Source organism: Erwinia sp. PME.40.26/001 (assembly GCF_055556675.1).
This window is the reverse complement of record NZ_JBVHNP010000002.1, coordinates 212,359-228,573: the sequence shown is the minus strand read 5'-3', so window position 1 is coordinate 228,573 and position 16,215 is coordinate 212,359. Positions and strand designations below refer to the sequence as shown.

Here is a 16,215-nt window from a genome sequence, read left to right as displayed (position 1 = left end):
GGGGCAGCGATGGCTGCCCCTTCACAATCAAACGTATAGCTACGTAAAGATCCCCTCCTGGTCAGGCCTCATCGCTTCATTTTTCACCGCTGTTCCCCTATCCTATGCACTACCTTTGGGCACAGGACGAAAAGTGATGAAACGGACTAAACAGATTAATCATGCCTCCTTTCGCAAAAGCTGGAGCGCACGTCATTTAACGCCGGTTGCGCTGGCGGTAAGTGCAGTATTTATGCTGGCCGCATGTGAACAGGCCGACGAAACCGTCTCTATGTATCAGAACGCGGATGACTGCTCTGCTGCCAACCCAGGCAAGAGCGCACAATGCACCACGGCGTTTAACAGCGCCAAAGAAGAAGCGGTGAAAACCGCACCGAAATATGCCAGCCGTGAAGACTGTGTGGCAGAATTTGGTGAAGGTCAGTGTCAGCAGGCTCCGGCTCAGGCTGGCGTCGGCACCACGAATGCGGAATCACAGTCCAGCGGCAGCTTCTGGATGCCTCTGATGGCCGGTTACATGATGGGCCGTATGATGGGTGGCGGTATGGGGCAGCAGCAACCGCTGTTCTCCTCAAAGAACCCGTCCAGCCCGGCGAACGGAAAATTCGTTGATGCCAGCGGCAAAAGCTATGGTGCCGCAACGCCAGGCCGCACCATGACCGTTCCTAAAACGGCCCTGGCTCCGAAACCTGCCACAACCAGCACCGTCACTCGCGGTGGCTTTGGTGAGACCGTTGCCAAACAAACCACCATGCAGCGTAGCAGTGCCTCCGGCACCAACCGCAGCATGGGGGGTTAAGCGCGGATGAAGCGTATTGCCATTGCTGAACGCCCCGACTGGCGTGAAAAAGCGACGGAATATGGTTTTCGTTTTCACACCATGCACGGGGAACCGTACTGGTGTGAAGACGCCTATTACCAGTTTACGTTGCAGCAGATTGAATATCTGGAAGATGTCACCAGCGAACTGCACCAGATGTGTTTGCAGGCGGTGGAACTGGTGGTTAACAGCGAAGAGCTGCTGACCAAGTTTCGCATTCCAAAACATACCTGGGATTTCGTGCGCGAGTCATGGAAAAGTCAGCAGCCTTCGCTCTACTCCCGGCTGGACCTGGCCTGGGACGGAGAGTCCCCGGCCAAACTGCTGGAGAACAACGCGGATACCCCGACGTCCCTGTATGAAGCCGCGTTTTTCCAGTGGCTGTGGCTGGAAGATCAGGTCAAGGCCGGCCAGCTACCGACGGGCAGCGATCAGTTCAACAGTCTGCAGGAAAAACTGATTGAGCGTTTTGCCGAACTTCATCAGCAGCACGGATTTAGCTGGCTTCATTTTGCCTGCTGCCGTGACACCGATGAAGATCGTGGCACCGTTCAGTATCTGCAGGACTGCGCGACCGAAGCGGGTCTGCCAAGTGAATTCCTGTTTATGGATGAGATTGGCCTGGGTGAGAAAGGGCAGTTTACCGACCAGCACGATCAGGTGATTGGCAACCTGTTCAAGCTTTATCCGTGGGAGTTCATGCTGCGTGAGATGTTCTCCACCAAGCTGGCGGATGCCGGTGTGCGCTGGCTGGAACCGGGCTGGAAAAGCATTATCTCTAACAAAGCACTGCTGCCGCTGTTATGGAAAATGTTCCCGAATCACCCTAATCTGCTGCCGGCTTACTTCGCAGAAGACAACGTGCCCCACATGGATAAATATGTGGTTAAGCCGCTGTTCTCCCGTGAGGGGGCCAATATCAGCATCGTAGAAAACGGTCAGGAAATTGCACGCGTTGACGGGCCGTACGGTGAGGAAGGGATGATCGTGCAGCAGTTCCACCCGCTGCCGAAATTCGGTGACAGCTACACGCTGATTGGCTCCTGGCTGATTAACGATCAGCCGGCGGGCATCGGTCTGCGGGAAGATCGCGATCTGATCACTCAGGATCTGTCACGGTTCTACCCCCACGCATTTATTGAATAAAACGGGCTGACGCAACAGAACGTCAGCTCCGGCACAATGCGTGTGTCCCTGTCATGCAGAGGGCGGCCCTTTATCCGGCCGCCCTCTGTCGCAGGTCTCATCCTGTTTACGGATGACCTTTTCCGGTCAACCTTCCGCTTCTGCCTGTTAACCTACCTGTACCGACAGCATACTCAGTGAACCCATCACTATACCATCGACCGGGATGGTAATTGCCTCACCTTCCGCACGCGCACCCAGCACATACAGCAGGGGCAGATAGTGCTCCGGGGTCGGGTTAGACAGCGCGGCCCCGTCATGCTGCATAAAGTTGATCAGCGGGTGCTGTTCTGATTCACCTTCCCAGCTCAGATTTTCGCGCACGTACTGGTTGAAGGACTCTGCCCACGGCCAGGCTTCCGCCTCCCCGCTCCAGCGCACCATGCGCAGGTTATGCACCACGTTGCCGCTGGCGACGATCATCACGCCCTGCTCACGCAGCGCAGCCAGCTTGCGGCCCAGTTCAAAGTGATAAGCCGCCGGTCTGGTTGCATCCACACTGAGTTGGACCACCGGAATATCGGCCTGCGGGTACATTTTGATCAGCACACCCCACGAACCGTGATCGAATCCCCATTCCTGATCCAGCTCCACTGCCACCGGCGAAAGTGCTTCCGCCACCTGGCGGGCCAGCGCCGGTGAGCCCGGGGCGGGATAGCGGGTGTCGAACAGCGCCTGGGGGAAACCGCCGAAATCATGGATCGTGCGCGGCTTTTCCATCGCCGTAACGGCCGTACCCCGGGTGTACCAGTGTGCCGAAACGGCAATAATTGCCTTCGGACGCGGCAGGGTTTTGCCCAGTTCTCGCCAGGTTTCCGTCCAGATATTCTCTTCCAGCACGTTCATCGGGCTGCCATGACCGAGGAACAGAGCAGGCATTCGTGTATGGCTCATGGTGTGACTCCAGCAAAGTTTTTGTTCAATGCAGTCCACATTACGCGCTTTTTGCCACGGATGAACCAGGATAACCCTGACGAAGATAGTCAGAAAATTTGAAGGGACAAATGGAAGGAAGAGAGCAGATTAAAAGCAGGGTGCGCGAGGAGAGCCAACGCACCCATAGCCTGATGTATGACGGAGAATGCTCCCCTAAATAATTCAGGTTAGGGGCAGGCGGCCACGCAGCACATCCCCGGGAGCGTACATCAGTACGTGACTGGGGTGCGCGAGGAGAGCCAACGCACCCATAGCCTGAAGTATGACGGGGATTAGCTGGCCTGGCGGGTCTCGTGACTACGACGATATGCCACCAGGTCTTCGATGGTCACAACCGGCATATTGTGCTGTTTGGCAAACACGATAGCTTCCGGCGCGTGCGCCATGGAACCATCGTCATTGGTCAATTCACACAGCACGCCTGCCGGCTTGAAGCCTGCCAGCGTCACCAGGTCGATAGTGGCTTCGGTGTGACCACCGCGGGTCAGCACGCCACCGGCACGGCCGCGCAGCGGGAATACGTGCCCCGGGCGATTCAGATCGGCCGGTTTCGTGTCATCTGCGATTGCCGTACGGATGGTGGTCAGACGGTCGGAAGCCGACACGCCGGTGGTGACGCCTTTCGCGGCTTCGATGGTCACGGTAAAACCGGTGCCGTAGGCGCTGGTGTTATCTTCAACCATCATCGGCAGCTCAAGCTGCTGCAGACGTTCTTCGGTCAGGCACAGGCAGACGATACCGCTACCGTGACGAATGGTGAGCGCCATCTGCTCAACGGTCATGGTTTCCGCAGCGAAGATCATATCACCTTCGTTTTCACGATCTTCATCGTCTAAGACCATCACACCGCGGCCTTCGCGCAGCGCCTCGATGGCACGGGTTACACGCTGTTCAGGCGTGCCAAATTCAGAAAGTAGCGACTGATTCATGGTAAATAAACCTTAATAAATGTATGGGTTACCAGAACCAGGGCGTGCTTAGGAGTGTCATGCAGTGACAAAAAAATAACGCGAGGCAGGCAAAAGCCCGTCATGATCCGTTACTCTCTCCCATCCGGACTTTAACCGTCGGCCCCGGAATTACACCGGATCTGCTGTCCTTCAGGAATGATCCTGAAGCGCTCGCGGGCTTTCAGCAAACGCTGATTTACCGCCGGTGGGGAATTTCGCCCCGCCCTGAGAATAAGCAAATTCATCATAACGCTGAAAAAGTGACAGAGCAACGAACAAAACGGGCAAATTGATATCCATTTTTTCGCTTTGGCGTTTTCAGGTTTATACCTGAGCCATCTGGCATTACACTAAGATCAAATTCGCTGCTATCAGGAAGCCGCTATGCTTGACCCAAAAAAAATCGAACAGCTTGCCCGTCAGGTTCATGAGTCCATGCCGAAAGGTATTCGTGAGTTTGGCGATGATGTAGAGAAGAAAATCCGTCAGACGCTGCAGGCTCAGCTGACCCGTCTGGATGTGGTGAACCGCGAAGAGTTTGACGTACAGACTCAGGTGCTGCTGCGCACCCGCGAGAAGCTGGCCGCGCTTGAACAGCGTCTGGCCGAACTGGAAAGCCGGGTCTCTCCGGCTCCGGTTCCTGCGGTGACCGAGCCAAAAGCAGCGGAATAAGTGACAACGCAGTATACGGCTGCCCTCCCCGGGCAGCCGTCGACGATTAGTGGTTCCCGGTTCCCGAGATAATCGTTTTGATGATATTACTGGTCGAAATACCGTCTTCGAAATTGAGCACCCGCACGTCACCGCCGTTAGCCCACACTTCTTTACTGCCGGCAATCTCTTCCGGCTTGTAGTCGCCGCCTTTGACCAGCAGATCGGGCAGAACCTCAGCAATCAGGCGCTGCGGGGTGTCTTCTTCAAAGCCAATCACCCAGTCCACCGCTTCCAGCGCACCCAGCACGATCATACGATTGATCAGCGGGTTAACCGGACGGGTTTCGCCTTTCAGGCGGCGGGTTGACGCGTCGCTGTTAACCGCCACAATCAGCCGGTCGCCCAGCTTACGGGCATTGGCCAGGTAGGAGACGTGTCCGGCGTGAAGAATGTCGAAGACGCCGTTGGTCATCACCACTTTCTCGCCACGCTGACGGGCTTTCGCCACCTCAGCAATCAGCTGCGCTTCATCCATCACGCCAAAACCGGATTCCGGGCGGGCGCGGATCGCATTTTCCAGCTCGACCGGGGATACGGTAGACGTCCCCAGCTTGCCGACCACGACACCGGCCGCCGCGTTGGCGAGGAAACAGCTCTCCTCGAGGGTATTACCGGCCGCCAGCGCCGCCGCCAGCACGCCGATCACCGTGTCGCCTGCCCCGGTGACGTCAAATACTTCCTGGGCCTGCGTTGGCATATGGAACGGGGCTTTACCCGGCTGCAGCAAGGTCATACCGTGCTCTGAACGCGTCACCAGCAGCGCAGAGAGCGCATGCTGTAACATCAGTTTCGTGCCGCGCTCAACAATCTCGTCTTCGCTCGTACACTTGCCGACTACCGCTTCGAATTCGGAAAGATTCGGCGTCAGCAGCGTTGCGCCGTGATAGCGTCCAAAGTCGGTGCCTTTCGGGTCGACCAGCACCGGAACACCGGCTTTACGGGCCAGGGCGATCATCGTCTCCACGCTGGCCAGCGCACCTTTGGCGTAGTCTGACAGCACCAGCGCACCTATTTTCGGCAGCGACTGTTCGATGCGCTCGTGCATCGGTGCCGGATCGACGCCTTCAAATCCCTCTTCGAAATCAAGGCGGATCAGCTGCTGATTACGGGACAACACGCGCAGTTTGGTAATGGTCGGATGGGTCGGTACCGGGACAAAATCACACTGCACGTTGACACCGGTGAGGGTCGCACTCAGCGCACGCGCGGCGTCATCAACGCCGGTCAGCCCCACCAGCCGTGACTGCGCGCCCAGTGCAGCAATATTCATGGCGACGTTAGCGGCACCACCCGGACGCTCCTCCACGTGATCGACTTTTACCACCGGTACCGGTGCTTCAGGTGAAATACGGCTGGTCGGGCCGTGCCAGTAGCGATCCAGCATCACATCGCCAACCACCAACACACCCGCACGCGTAAAATCAGGCAGTGTAATTTTCATTCCAGAGACTCCAGACTGCAGTAAAAATGAGTGCGCGCGATAATAGCACAATAGTGTCAGTGACTAATCATCGCGTCTGCACGGTAATATCAGGCACCCAGCCACGTCTGCCAGCTGGCATTCACCACCGCTTTTTCACGGGCATAAGCGTCTTCTTCGACATGCCCCGGCAGCTCCTGTAAGGCCAGATGGTGCAGCGCATCGCGCAGCGTGACATAGGCATGGGTCAGCGCTTCCGACTCGGCGGCCGCCATTTTGCCGCTGTTGGCCAGCAGCTCAAGAATGCGCACATTATCAGACCAGCGGGTGAGCATCGGATCCTGCGCAGCGTAGCGCAGCACCAGATACTGGGTAATGAACTCAATGTCGGTAATACCGCCGCGATCGGCTTTGATATCCCAGCGCCCCTTATGCTTGTGGCCGAGGTGGGCGCGCATCTTCTCGCGCATTTCACGCACTTCCGTTTTCAGTGCATCAGGCTCACGCGGTAGCGACAGAATACCGCGTCGGATCTGGTCGAATCGCTGGCTCAGGGCGGCATCGCCAAAGACGATGCGCGCCCGCACCAGGGCCTGATGCTCCCAGGTCCAGGCCTCATGCCGCTGATATTCATCAAACGCATCAAAGGTGCTGACCAGCATCCCCGCCGCACCGGACGGACGCAGGCGGGCGTCGACTTCATAAAGAATGCCAGAGGAGGTGCGCGTACTGAACAGGTGCATGACGCGCTGCGCCAGACGCAGATAGAACTGACGGCCGTCAATACTGCGCTCACCCAGCGTCACCGCGTCCGACGGACAGTCGTGCAGGAACACCAGATCAAGGTCAGAACTGTAGCCCAGCTCCCAGCCCCCCAGCTTGCCGTACCCGACCACGGAGAAACCGCGTTCATCGTCACGCGTCAGGTGGGAAGGTCGTCCGTAGCGCAGCACCATCATATTCCATGCCTGCTGCACCACGGATTCAATCATCGCTTCCGCCAGCCACGTAAGGTGGTCGCTCACTTTCATTACCGGCAGGGTCTTGGCAATATCCGCCGCCGCAATGCGCAGGTGCTGCGCCTGCTTAAACTGGCGCAGGGCTTCCAGCTGCTGCTCTTCATCCTCTTCCGGAATGCGCAGCAGATACTGACGCAGCTCATCGCGGTAGGCATCGGTTGCCGTGGGCTGATAGAGGGTGGCCGGATCGAGCAGTTCATCCAGCAGCAGCGGATGCCGCGCCAGCTGGCTGGCGACCATCGGGGAAGCGGCACACAGGCGAATTAAGTGTTTCAGCGCGCCCTGGTACTCTGTCAGCAGCTCCAGATAGGTGCTGCGGGTAACGACACCCAGCAGCAGCGGAGTCAGGCGACTGAGGGTCACCGGGGCATCATCGCGCGGCACCACTTCACTGAGCAGGCGCGGCATCAGCTGGTCCAGCGCATGGCGGCCGCGCGGGCCGATCGTTCGCTTATCCACATCCTGACGAAAATCGGTGATAGTGCGCAGCAGATGCTGGCGGGCGGTACCATCAAGATGCGGCACCAGCGGCTCCAGCTCGGTTTCTTCCAGCTGATCCTGCCACAGCACGCCATACTCCCCGGCTTCACGGTTATCGCCGTGTTCCGGGGCATCGTCACCGATCAAATCGTCAAAGATGGTGCGCACCGCCAGCATATGCCGGTCGAGCGCATCCTGTAAGGCCGTCCAGCCGGCAAAGCCCATTGCCCAGGCCAGACGCGCCCGATCCAGCTCGCCGCCCGGCAGCGTCTGCGTCTGCTCATCGCTGATGCTTTGCAGCAGGTTTTCCAGACGCCGCAGGAACAGGTAGGCATCGTGCAGCTGGGCGACCTGTTCTGATGACAGCAGATTTAGCTGGCCTATGGCCTCCAGCGTCGGCAGCAGGGAGCGCAGCTGAAGCGAACGCTCGCGACCGCCGCGTATCAGTTGGAACACCTGGACAATAAATTCGGTTTCCCGAATGCCGCCCGCGCCCAGTTTGATGTTATCCGTCAGCCCGCGTCGCCGTACTTCCCGGGCGATCATACTTTTCATATTTCGCAGCGACTGGATCACACTGAAGTCAATATAACGGCGGAAGACAAACGGCCGCAGCATCTGACGCAGCTCTTCACTCCAGCGGTCATTGTCGCTGCCCATCAGACGCGCTTTGACCATCGCATAGCGTTCCCAGTCGCGCCCCTGTTCCTGGTAATAATCCTCCAGCGCGGCAAAACTCAGCACCAGCGGCCCGCTGTCACCAAAGGGACGCAGGCGCATATCCACGCGATACACGAAGCCGTCGGCGGTAGGCTGATCCAGTACTTTGATCAGGCGCTGGCCAAGCCGGGTAAAGAACTGGGCGTTATCCAGCTCGCGCCGTCCGCCCCGGGTCGTGCCGTTTTCCGGCCAGGTGAAAATCAGATCAATATCGGAAGAGAAGTTAAGCTCACCGCCCCCCAGCTTGCCCATGCCGAGGATTAACAGCGGCTGCGGTTCCCCGGCGGCGTTCATCGGGGTGCCAAAATCGCGGCAGCAGGCCTGCCACAGCCAGTCGCGGGCGGCAACAATCAGGGTTTCCGCCAGCTCACTCAGCTGCCGCAAAGACTGCTGCGTATCACTGATCGCCAGAGTTTGCATCCAGGCAATGCGCGTCAGCATATGGCGGCGGAACAGGCGCAGCTCACGCATCAGCGCGTTCTCATCCTGCACGTTCGCCAGCTGTGCCTGAAGCCAGAGGGGATAATGGTGCCATTCATCCTGCTGCGGTGGCTGCTGCCGGAGCTGCTGCCACCAGGCGGGATATTTTGTCAGGTTATCACTGATAAAATCGCTGAACGCCAGCACCGCCTGCTGCGCTGCGGAGGCATCGCTGAATAATGGATCAAGCAACGCGCTCTGCTGCTGCATGACGACCGGCAGTGGCTGATTTAATGATGGCACCATACAATAAACACTCCCTATAGAATCGAATGACCCCGCAACGGGTTAAAGGCTGCCATTTTTCCAGAAAGCCGCCTGTTTCAGGGCCTGCTGGCGGTGGCCATCCAGCCAGACTTCCTGCTGTTTCACAATCGCTTCCTGCAGCTGCTTCCAGCTCTGTAGCCAGGCGTTGACGGCCGCCGCATCGTAGGCACCCGCCAGCAGATGCACGGCCAGTACCTGACGATGCAGGCGCGTCAGCTTGTCCTGATACTCACCCGAATGGTTTAAATGGGTGAAGGTCTCTTTCAGGTCGGCGGCAATACGGCCCAGCATGATGTCGCTAAAGCGTTTGAACGACCCCTGCAGCTTGGTATCTGCCTTTTGATCGACAAACTGACGCCAGCGTTCAGTGGCTATCCAGTGAGTAAGCGCTAACTGCGTTTGCAGCCAGAGCGGGCTGAAACAGATCCGCTGCGCTTCAGGATTGTCTTCAATCAGTGCCTCTTCCAGCTGAGTCAGCTTCTGACGCAGCTCACTGCTGGCCTTGCGCGGCACCAGCGCACCGTACAGTGAGAAGGTCTGACGCAGTACTTCCAGCGCATCCTTCACCTCATGCAGCGCGGCGGCGTTACCGCGCAGCCACAGCTCTTCATGATACTGCCACTGGGTTAATGCCAGCAGGAAGGCCGCCCGCATCCCCTCTTCTACCGTTGCCTTCGGTCTGACCTTCAGCAGTGGCACCGGACGTAAGGCTCGCGGGAGATCGCCCTGGGCCAGTGCATACCCACGCGCCGCTTTGCTGAGGCTGCCCAGCCGCAGGCCTTCAATCGTCGCCAGTTCGGCGGCAAAGGCCAGCAAATCGTCACGCTGGCCACTTTTCAGCTCCAGCTCCACTTCCATCAGCGGCTCGCTACGTTCACCGGCGATCACTTCTCCCCGGTCAAATGCAACTTCAATCTCGCTTTGCAGGTAAGTGACCACCCACTTCTCGCGTGTAAAATGGGTGCTAAACAGCGCAGCGAGTTGCGTTTGCAGGGCCGCCACATCCGTCCCGGCGGGCCAGACATCGGCTGGTAACTGCTGAATATCCAGCGTCGGTGCTGCCAGTGCAACGTTATATTCCGGGCGCTGATGCAGCCCCCCGATAGTCTGACCGGCGGTTTTCAGCGTCATTTCATAGCGGTCACCAAAGCCACGAATACGCAGCCCCATATCCCAGCGCCGCAGCTGACTGTCAGCCGTTTCGAAGTAAATATTGGTCAATGCCTGACCGGCGGAATGCTGATGTGGCCAGGCGGTAAGCTTACTGGCAATTTTTTCGGCCGCTTCTGGAACGGCAATGAACTTTAATTCGATTTCTATGGTCATAATGTCTTATTTACGTCGTTAACGGCTGAGTAAACGGTTAAGGTATCTGATAATGCTCGCAAAGATGGCGGGCGATCGTACTGCTATAGCCACCAAGAATAATGCACAAGAGACAACACTGTCTCTGCTTTATTACGCTTTCGCGCACAGCGTCTCAAGCCGCCTGAGACCAGGATAGTTCTCATTCAGCTTTGTGTGAGGCCGTTCCAGACTGTGCAATTACATTTTTACAGCCCTTATGCAAAAAGAGTTCGAATGAAAATCACTCACCTCATTGGTCTGACTTTGCTCACGATGAGCGCTGCGGCAACCGTCCACGCCGAAGAGAAACGCTACATTTCCGACGAACTGACCACCTGGGTCCGCAGCGGGCCGGGTAATGATTATCGTCTGGTTGGCACCTTAAACGCTGGCGAAGAAGTGACGCTGTTGCAAACGAATGACAACAGCAAATATGGCCAGATCCGTGACAGCCAGGGCCGTACGACCTGGATCCCTCTGACGCAACTCAGCCAGCAGCCCAGCCTGCGCACCCGTGTGCCCGAACTGGAACAACAGGTCAAAGTCCTGACGGCCAAACTGGCCAATATCGACGGTAGCTGGAATGAACGCACCGCCGATATGCAAAAAAAGGTGGCGGGAAGCGACAACGCCATTAACAGCCTGAAAGAAGAAAATCAGCAGCTGAAAAACCAGCTTATCGTGGCCAAGAAGAAAGTCGACGCCGCCAATGTTCAGCTTGATGACAAACAGCGCACCATTATCATGCAGTGGTTTATGTACGGGGGTGGCGTGGCCGGCGTCGGCCTGCTGCTGGGCTTGCTGTTACCGCATATGATCCCGCGCAGGAAGAAAAGCGACCGCTGGATGAACTGACCAGACTGGCGCGACACCCGAGGGTATCTGCGGATGCCCTTTTTGCGTTGCCCGCAATTTATCATTCATGCAACATGAATGTTATAGTGTGACAATTCATGTTCAGTTTATTCTGACCCGCAGCCTTTGGAGACCCCAGTGAAAACATACCTTGTCGGTGGCGCCGTGCGTGACGGACTGCTGAATTTGCCGATAAAAGACAAAGACTGGGTGGTGGTGGGTGCCTCTCCCGCGCAGATGCTGGCACAGGGCTTTGAGCAGGTTGGCCGTGACTTCCCGGTATTTCTCCACCCGGACAGCCATGAAGAGTATGCGCTGGCCCGCACCGAGCGTAAGTCCGGCAGCGGCTATACCGGTTTTGTCTGCTATTCCGCACCGGATGTTACCCTGGAGCAGGATCTGGCCCGCCGCGATCTGACGATTAACGCCATCGCTCAGGATGCCGCTGGTCACTATTATGATCCCTACGGCGGGCGGGAAGACCTGGAAAATCGGGTCTTGCGCCACGTCTCTGAAGCCTTCAGTGAAGATCCGCTGCGCGTACTGCGCGTGGCGCGCTTTGCGGCCCGCTATGCCCACCTTAACTTCCATATTGCCGGTGAAACCCTGGCGCTGATGGCGTCAATGGCGAGCAGCGGCGAACTGGCGCATCTGACGGCGGAGCGCGTCTGGAAAGAGACGGAAAGTGCGCTGCAGACGCAAAATCCGCAGGTGTTTTTCCAGGTGCTGCGAGACTGCGGTGCGCTGGCAGTGCTGTTCCCGGAACTGGATAACCTGTACGGCGTTCCGGCTCCGGCAAAATGGCATCCGGAAATCGACACCGGGGTTCATGCGCTGATGACGCTGGCGATAGCCGCACAGCTCAGTCCCGAGGTGGATATCCGTTTTGCCACGCTGTTTCACGACGTGGGCAAGGCGCTGACGCCTCCGGAGAAGTGGCCAAGCCATCACGGGCATGGCCCGGCAGGCGTGCCGCTGGTGGCCGCCCTGTGTGAACGCCTGCGCATTCCCAATGCCACCCGTGATCTGGCGCTGTTAGTCACCGAGTTTCACGATCTGGTGCATACGGTACAGAATCATCCGGCGGCTACGCTGGTGGCGCTGTTTGACCGGCTGGACGCCTGGCGTAAACCGCATCGCGTAGAGCAGATTGCCCTGACCAGCGAAGCCGATGCCCGCGGGCGGACCGGTTTCGAAAATAATCCTTATCCGCAAGGCGATTACCTGCGCGAAGCCTGGCGGGTGGTGCAGTCGGTATCGACCAGAGAGGTGGTAGAGGCAGGATTCAAAGGGGCGGAAGTGAGGGAAGAGCTCACGCGCCGCCGGGTGGCGGCGCTGGAGAACTGGAGAGCCCTGTAGCATGGCCGGGGTCAGGCAGGCCTGCCCCCGTTCAGCTTACAGAACAAACACCGCGTAGACCGCAGCGGCCACGATAAAGCGGTAGATGGCAAACGGTATAAACGAGATGCGCTTGATAATGTGCAGGAAGCTCTTAATCGCAATCAGCGCCACGATAAACGCGGTGACAAAGCCGACGGCAAACATCGGGAAGTCAGCCATCGTCAGGAAGCCCATGCTCTTGTAGAGATCCAGGCCGGTGGCCCCCATCATCATCGGTACAGCAAGGAGGAAGGAGAACTCCGAGGCAGCATAGCGGCTGACGCCCATCAGCATCCCGCCAGAAATGGTGGCACCCGAGCGGGAGAAGCCCGGCCATAGCGCCAGACACTGGAAGCAGCCAATGATAAACGCCTGACGATAGGTAATGTCGTCCACGCCAACCGCCTTAGGCTGCTTAGGCTTCAGCAGTTCTGCCGCGATCAGCAGCACACCGCCCACCACCAGCGCGTACATCACGTTGACCGGATTAAACAACGTCTTAATTTTGTCGTGCAGCAGCAGGCCAATCACCACCGCCGGCACCATCCCCAGCAGAATATGGATCAACGTCAGTTTACCCTGCCCGACTCCTTCGTGTTTCATCTCACCGAAGTGAATGCCAATCAGGCCAAACAGACGACGCCAGAACATCACCACAACGGCGAGAATCGATCCGAGCTGAATGACAACTTCAAAGGTCTCCGCCTTCTCACCTTCAAATCCCAGCAAATGACCGACAATGATCATGTGTCCGGTAGAAGACACGGGGAGAAACTCCGTCAGCCCCTCAACAATCCCAAGTATTGCTGCCACCCATAGCTGATGAATATCTGCCATCAAATCTGCCCCTAACCCTGTTAAAACCATTAAAAAGGCGGTCGCTTAACGCTCCCGCCCATTGTGCCCTGACATCATCAGGGCAACCTTAAGACAGAGCATAATGTGGTTTGGTTTCATTGTGATGGCAATCAAAATGGAATTATTTCGGATTAGTCCCGCGTTCAATGATGACACCGACCTGCAACGCCTGGGCGACAGCCCCGGGTTTACTGACTTTAATTCGCACCCACGGCGAAGCGAAACGGGTCAGCAGCAGCGTAGCAATTTCTTCTGCCACGCGCTCGACCAGGGCAAACTTACCCTGAGCGACATGGTGAATAATGGCTTCTGATACATCAGCATAGCTGAGGCAGTCGTTAACATCATCACTGGCAGCGGCCTTGCGGTTATCCCAGGCCATTTCGACATCGAACACCAGCTTCTGCTGAATCGTTTGTTCCCAGTCGTAAACGCCAATGGTGGTGATAACCGACAGTTGATCAATAAATACGATATCCATGTTATGTCTCTCTGTTTTTGTGGTTGCCGGATACCATCGCCGGCGGTTTATGCGTATTATCCACAGATGCTGACTTTAAGACGACCCCAACAAGACGGAACGGTGTTATGAGTGTATTCGCGCTTGGCATGATCATTTTCGCTTATCTGTGTGGCTCTGTCTCCAGTGCGATTCTGGTCTGCCGACTGTTCGGATTGCCAGACCCACGCCACAACGGATCGGGTAATCCCGGAGCCACCAACGTGCTGCGCCTCGGTGGCAAAGGTGCGGCCATTACGGTACTGGTGTTTGACGTATGCAAAGGGATGCTGCCGGTGTGGCTGGCCTATCACCTCGGCCTCACGCCGTTGTATCTGGGTCTGACCGCCATTGCCGCCTGCCTTGGCCATATTTATCCGGTGTTCTTCCACTTCAAAGGCGGTAAAGGGGTGGCGACAGCCTTTGGGGCGATCGCACCGATCGGCTGGGATCTGACTGGCCTGATGACCGGTACCTGGCTGCTGACTGTACTGTTGAGCGGGTATTCATCGCTGGGGGCGATTGTCAGCGCGCTGATTGCGCCCTTCTACGTCTGGTGGTTTAAACCGCAGTTTACCTTCCCGGTTGCGATGCTCTCCTGCCTGATCCTGTTACGTCATCATGACAATATTCAGCGCCTGTGGCGCGGGCAGGAAAATAAGATCTGGAAGAAGAAAAAGAAGAAAACGCAGGGGCCGGAAAAGTCCTGACCCCGTGGAGGATTAAATCGCCGGCAGTTCAGACAGCGGCCAGCGCGGGCGAACCGTCACGCTGAGTCCGGCGGGGGTATCACCTTTCAACCGCACCATTCCGGCATAGGCGATCATCGCGCCATTGTCAGTACAGAACTCAGGACGGGCATAGAACACTTCCCCGCCGCGCTTCTGCATCATCTCCGCCAGCTTGCTGCGCAGCGTGCGGTTCGCGCTGACGCCTCCGGCAATCACCAGACGTTTGAAACCGCTCTGATCGAGCGCACGCCGGCATTTAATAGCCAGTGTATCCACCACCGCATCTTCAAACGCCCGCGCAATATCAGCGCGGGTCTGATCGCTGTCGTCGTTATCGCGAATGGTATTTGCGGCAAAGGTCTTCAGGCCTGAGAAGCTGAAATCCAGCCCCGGACGGTCGGTCATCGGTCGCGGGAAGACAAAGCGTTTTTCTACCCCCTGCTGTGCCATTTTTGACAGCATGGGGCCGCCGGGATAGTCCAGCCCCAGCAGCTTGGCCGTTTTATCGAACGCTTCACCAGCCGCATCATCTACCGACTCACCCAGCAGAGTGTATTCCCCCACACCGGTAACGCTGATAAGCTGCGTGTGCCCACCGGACACCAGCAGAGCAACGAATGGAAAAGCCGGTGGATTCTCTTCCAGCATGGGTGCCAGCAGGTGGCCTTCCATATGATGCACGGCGATGGCCGGCACATCCCAGGCAAACGCCAGCGAGCGGCCAATGGTCGCCCCGACCAGCAGAGCACCCACCAGGCCAGGACCGGCAGTATAGGCGACAGCGTCAATATCTTTCGCCTGCAGTCCGGCTTCCTGAAGCGCCGCCTGGATCAACGGCACGGTTTTCCGCACGTGATCGCGCGAGGCCAGTTCCGGCACCACGCCACCGTAATCGGCATGGAGTTTGACCTGGCTGTAAAGTTGATTGGCGAGCAAACCGGCAGCATCGTCGTAAATGGCAATACCGGTTTCATCGCAGGATGTTTCAATTCCGAGAACACGCATGGCTTTTTTTACCTCATTCTTGCGGCGCGCAGTGTAGCATGAAGGCGCATATCCGCCCCGGTAATTTACCTGTCGCGCGATTACGCATTGAGCAATAAGGTGTTTTTTTTCGCACCAGGCCAGGAGGATTCGTGTATAATCAGTCCCCTGAAAAAAACCGGCAGCCGCACAGGCGTATCTGTTGGTTACTTAATGCTATGGTGCTTTACAACGAAGCCTGTGTTGGAGTAAAATTCCGCACCATTTTGAAATGAGCTGGCACCGATGTCAGCAGCAAAACCGAATTTATCGAGGTGAGAGTTACATGCCGGTAATTAAAGTACGTGAAAACGAGCCATTCGACGTTGCACTGCGTCGCTTCAAGCGTTCTTGTGAGAAAGCAGGCGTTCTGGCTGAAGTTCGTCGTCGTGAGTTTTATGAAAAACCTACTACCGAACGTAAGCGCGCTAAAGCGTCTGCAGTAAAACGCCACGCGAAGAAACTGGCTCGCGAAAACGCACGCCGCACTCGTCTGTACTAATATCCTGAGGGGTCACCCTCACGCTTCAC

Annotated in this window: 15 protein-coding genes and 1 riboswitch; of the genes, 7 read left to right on the top strand and 8 right to left on the bottom strand. The window is 57.2% G+C overall.

What is annotated here, in order from left to right; translation table 11 throughout:
* The first annotated feature begins 136 nt into the window (after nucleotides 1-136).
* A complete protein-coding gene (locus ACZ3HG_RS08565) occupies nucleotides 137-799 on the top strand; it encodes a DUF1190 family protein (RefSeq protein ID WP_191933724.1) in 663 nt (220 codons plus the stop codon).
* Between the two features lie 6 nt (nucleotides 800-805).
* The gene (locus ACZ3HG_RS08560; protein WP_191933723.1) at nucleotides 806-1,966 is read left to right on the top strand and encodes a glutathionylspermidine synthase family protein; all 1,161 of its coding nucleotides are present in this window, start codon (nucleotides 806-808) and stop codon (nucleotides 1,964-1,966) included.
* Nucleotides 1,967-2,113: 147 nt separating this feature from the next.
* On the opposite strand, the gene ygiD is transcribed toward ACZ3HG_RS08560, so the two are convergent.
* Nucleotides 2,114-2,899, bottom strand: coding sequence for a 4,5-DOPA-extradiol-dioxygenase (ygiD, locus tag ACZ3HG_RS08555; protein WP_191933722.1), 786 nt, complete (start codon nucleotides 2,897-2,899; stop codon nucleotides 2,114-2,116).
* 314 nt (nucleotides 2,900-3,213) lie between these two features.
* A complete protein-coding gene (gene ribB / locus ACZ3HG_RS08550; RefSeq protein ID WP_191936326.1) occupies nucleotides 3,214-3,870 on the bottom strand; it encodes a 3,4-dihydroxy-2-butanone-4-phosphate synthase in 657 nt (218 codons plus the stop codon).
* A 108-nt stretch (nucleotides 3,871-3,978) separates the two neighbouring features.
* Nucleotides 3,979-4,128: riboswitch (FMN riboswitch) on the bottom strand.
* Between the two features lie 147 nt (nucleotides 4,129-4,275).
* Between ribB and ubiK the strand changes: the two genes are divergently transcribed.
* A complete protein-coding gene (gene ubiK, locus ACZ3HG_RS08545) occupies nucleotides 4,276-4,563 on the top strand; it encodes a ubiquinone biosynthesis accessory factor UbiK (RefSeq protein ID WP_062744352.1) in 288 nt (95 codons plus the stop codon).
* Nucleotides 4,564-4,609: 46 nt separating this feature from the next.
* Here the strand turns inward: ubiK and hldE are convergent, their stop codons facing one another.
* From hldE to ACZ3HG_RS08530, 3 genes are all read right to left on the bottom strand, one after another.
* Entirely contained in the window at nucleotides 4,610-6,046 is a 1,437-nt protein-coding gene (gene hldE / locus ACZ3HG_RS08540) for a bifunctional D-glycero-beta-D-manno-heptose-7-phosphate kinase/D-glycero-beta-D-manno-heptose 1-phosphate adenylyltransferase HldE (protein WP_191933721.1), read from the bottom strand.
* A gap of 89 nt (nucleotides 6,047-6,135) precedes the next feature.
* A complete protein-coding gene (gene glnE / locus ACZ3HG_RS08535; protein WP_465332687.1) occupies nucleotides 6,136-8,970 on the bottom strand; it encodes a bifunctional [glutamate--ammonia ligase]-adenylyl-L-tyrosine phosphorylase/[glutamate--ammonia-ligase] adenylyltransferase in 2,835 nt (944 codons plus the stop codon).
* Between the two features lie 42 nt (nucleotides 8,971-9,012).
* A complete protein-coding gene (locus ACZ3HG_RS08530; protein ID WP_465332686.1) occupies nucleotides 9,013-10,317 on the bottom strand; it encodes a CYTH domain-containing protein in 1,305 nt (434 codons plus the stop codon).
* Nucleotides 10,318-10,572: 255 nt separating this feature from the next.
* Between ACZ3HG_RS08530 and ACZ3HG_RS08525 the strand changes: the two genes are divergently transcribed.
* Both ACZ3HG_RS08525 and ACZ3HG_RS08520 read left to right on the top strand, forming a co-directional pair.
* Nucleotides 10,573-11,193, top strand: a complete 621-nt coding sequence (locus ACZ3HG_RS08525) for a TIGR04211 family SH3 domain-containing protein (protein WP_191933718.1) — start codon at nucleotides 10,573-10,575, stop codon at nucleotides 11,191-11,193.
* A 138-nt stretch (nucleotides 11,194-11,331) separates the two neighbouring features.
* On the top strand, nucleotides 11,332-12,552 hold the full coding sequence (locus tag ACZ3HG_RS08520) for a multifunctional CCA addition/repair protein (protein ID WP_191933717.1): 1,221 nt from the start codon (nucleotides 11,332-11,334) through the stop codon (nucleotides 12,550-12,552).
* A 36-nt stretch (nucleotides 12,553-12,588) separates the two neighbouring features.
* On the opposite strand, the gene bacA is transcribed toward ACZ3HG_RS08520, so the two are convergent.
* Nucleotides 12,589-13,410 (bottom strand): undecaprenyl-diphosphate phosphatase, encoded by an 822-nt coding sequence (gene bacA / locus ACZ3HG_RS08515; RefSeq protein ID WP_191933716.1) that lies wholly within the window; start codon nucleotides 13,408-13,410, stop codon nucleotides 12,589-12,591.
* A gap of 142 nt (nucleotides 13,411-13,552) precedes the next feature.
* Nucleotides 13,553-13,912, bottom strand: a complete 360-nt coding sequence (gene folB, locus ACZ3HG_RS08510) for a bifunctional dihydroneopterin aldolase/7,8-dihydroneopterin epimerase (RefSeq protein WP_191933715.1) — start codon at nucleotides 13,910-13,912, stop codon at nucleotides 13,553-13,555.
* A gap of 107 nt (nucleotides 13,913-14,019) precedes the next feature.
* On the opposite strand from folB, the gene plsY reads away from it, so the two are divergent.
* Complete coding sequence (plsY, locus tag ACZ3HG_RS08505; RefSeq protein ID WP_191933714.1) at nucleotides 14,020-14,640, top strand: glycerol-3-phosphate 1-O-acyltransferase PlsY; 621 nt, start codon at nucleotides 14,020-14,022, stop codon at nucleotides 14,638-14,640.
* A gap of 12 nt (nucleotides 14,641-14,652) precedes the next feature.
* Here the strand turns inward: plsY and tsaD are convergent, their stop codons facing one another.
* Nucleotides 14,653-15,666 (bottom strand): tRNA (adenosine(37)-N6)-threonylcarbamoyltransferase complex transferase subunit TsaD, encoded by a 1,014-nt coding sequence (gene tsaD, locus ACZ3HG_RS08500; RefSeq protein WP_191936328.1) that lies wholly within the window; start codon nucleotides 15,664-15,666, stop codon nucleotides 14,653-14,655.
* A gap of 304 nt (nucleotides 15,667-15,970) precedes the next feature.
* Here tsaD and rpsU point away from each other — a divergent pair, with 304 nt between their 5' ends.
* On the top strand, nucleotides 15,971-16,186 hold the full coding sequence (gene rpsU, locus ACZ3HG_RS08495) for a 30S ribosomal protein S21 (protein WP_001144069.1): 216 nt from the start codon (nucleotides 15,971-15,973) through the stop codon (nucleotides 16,184-16,186).
* Nucleotides 16,187-16,215 lie beyond the last annotated feature (29 nt).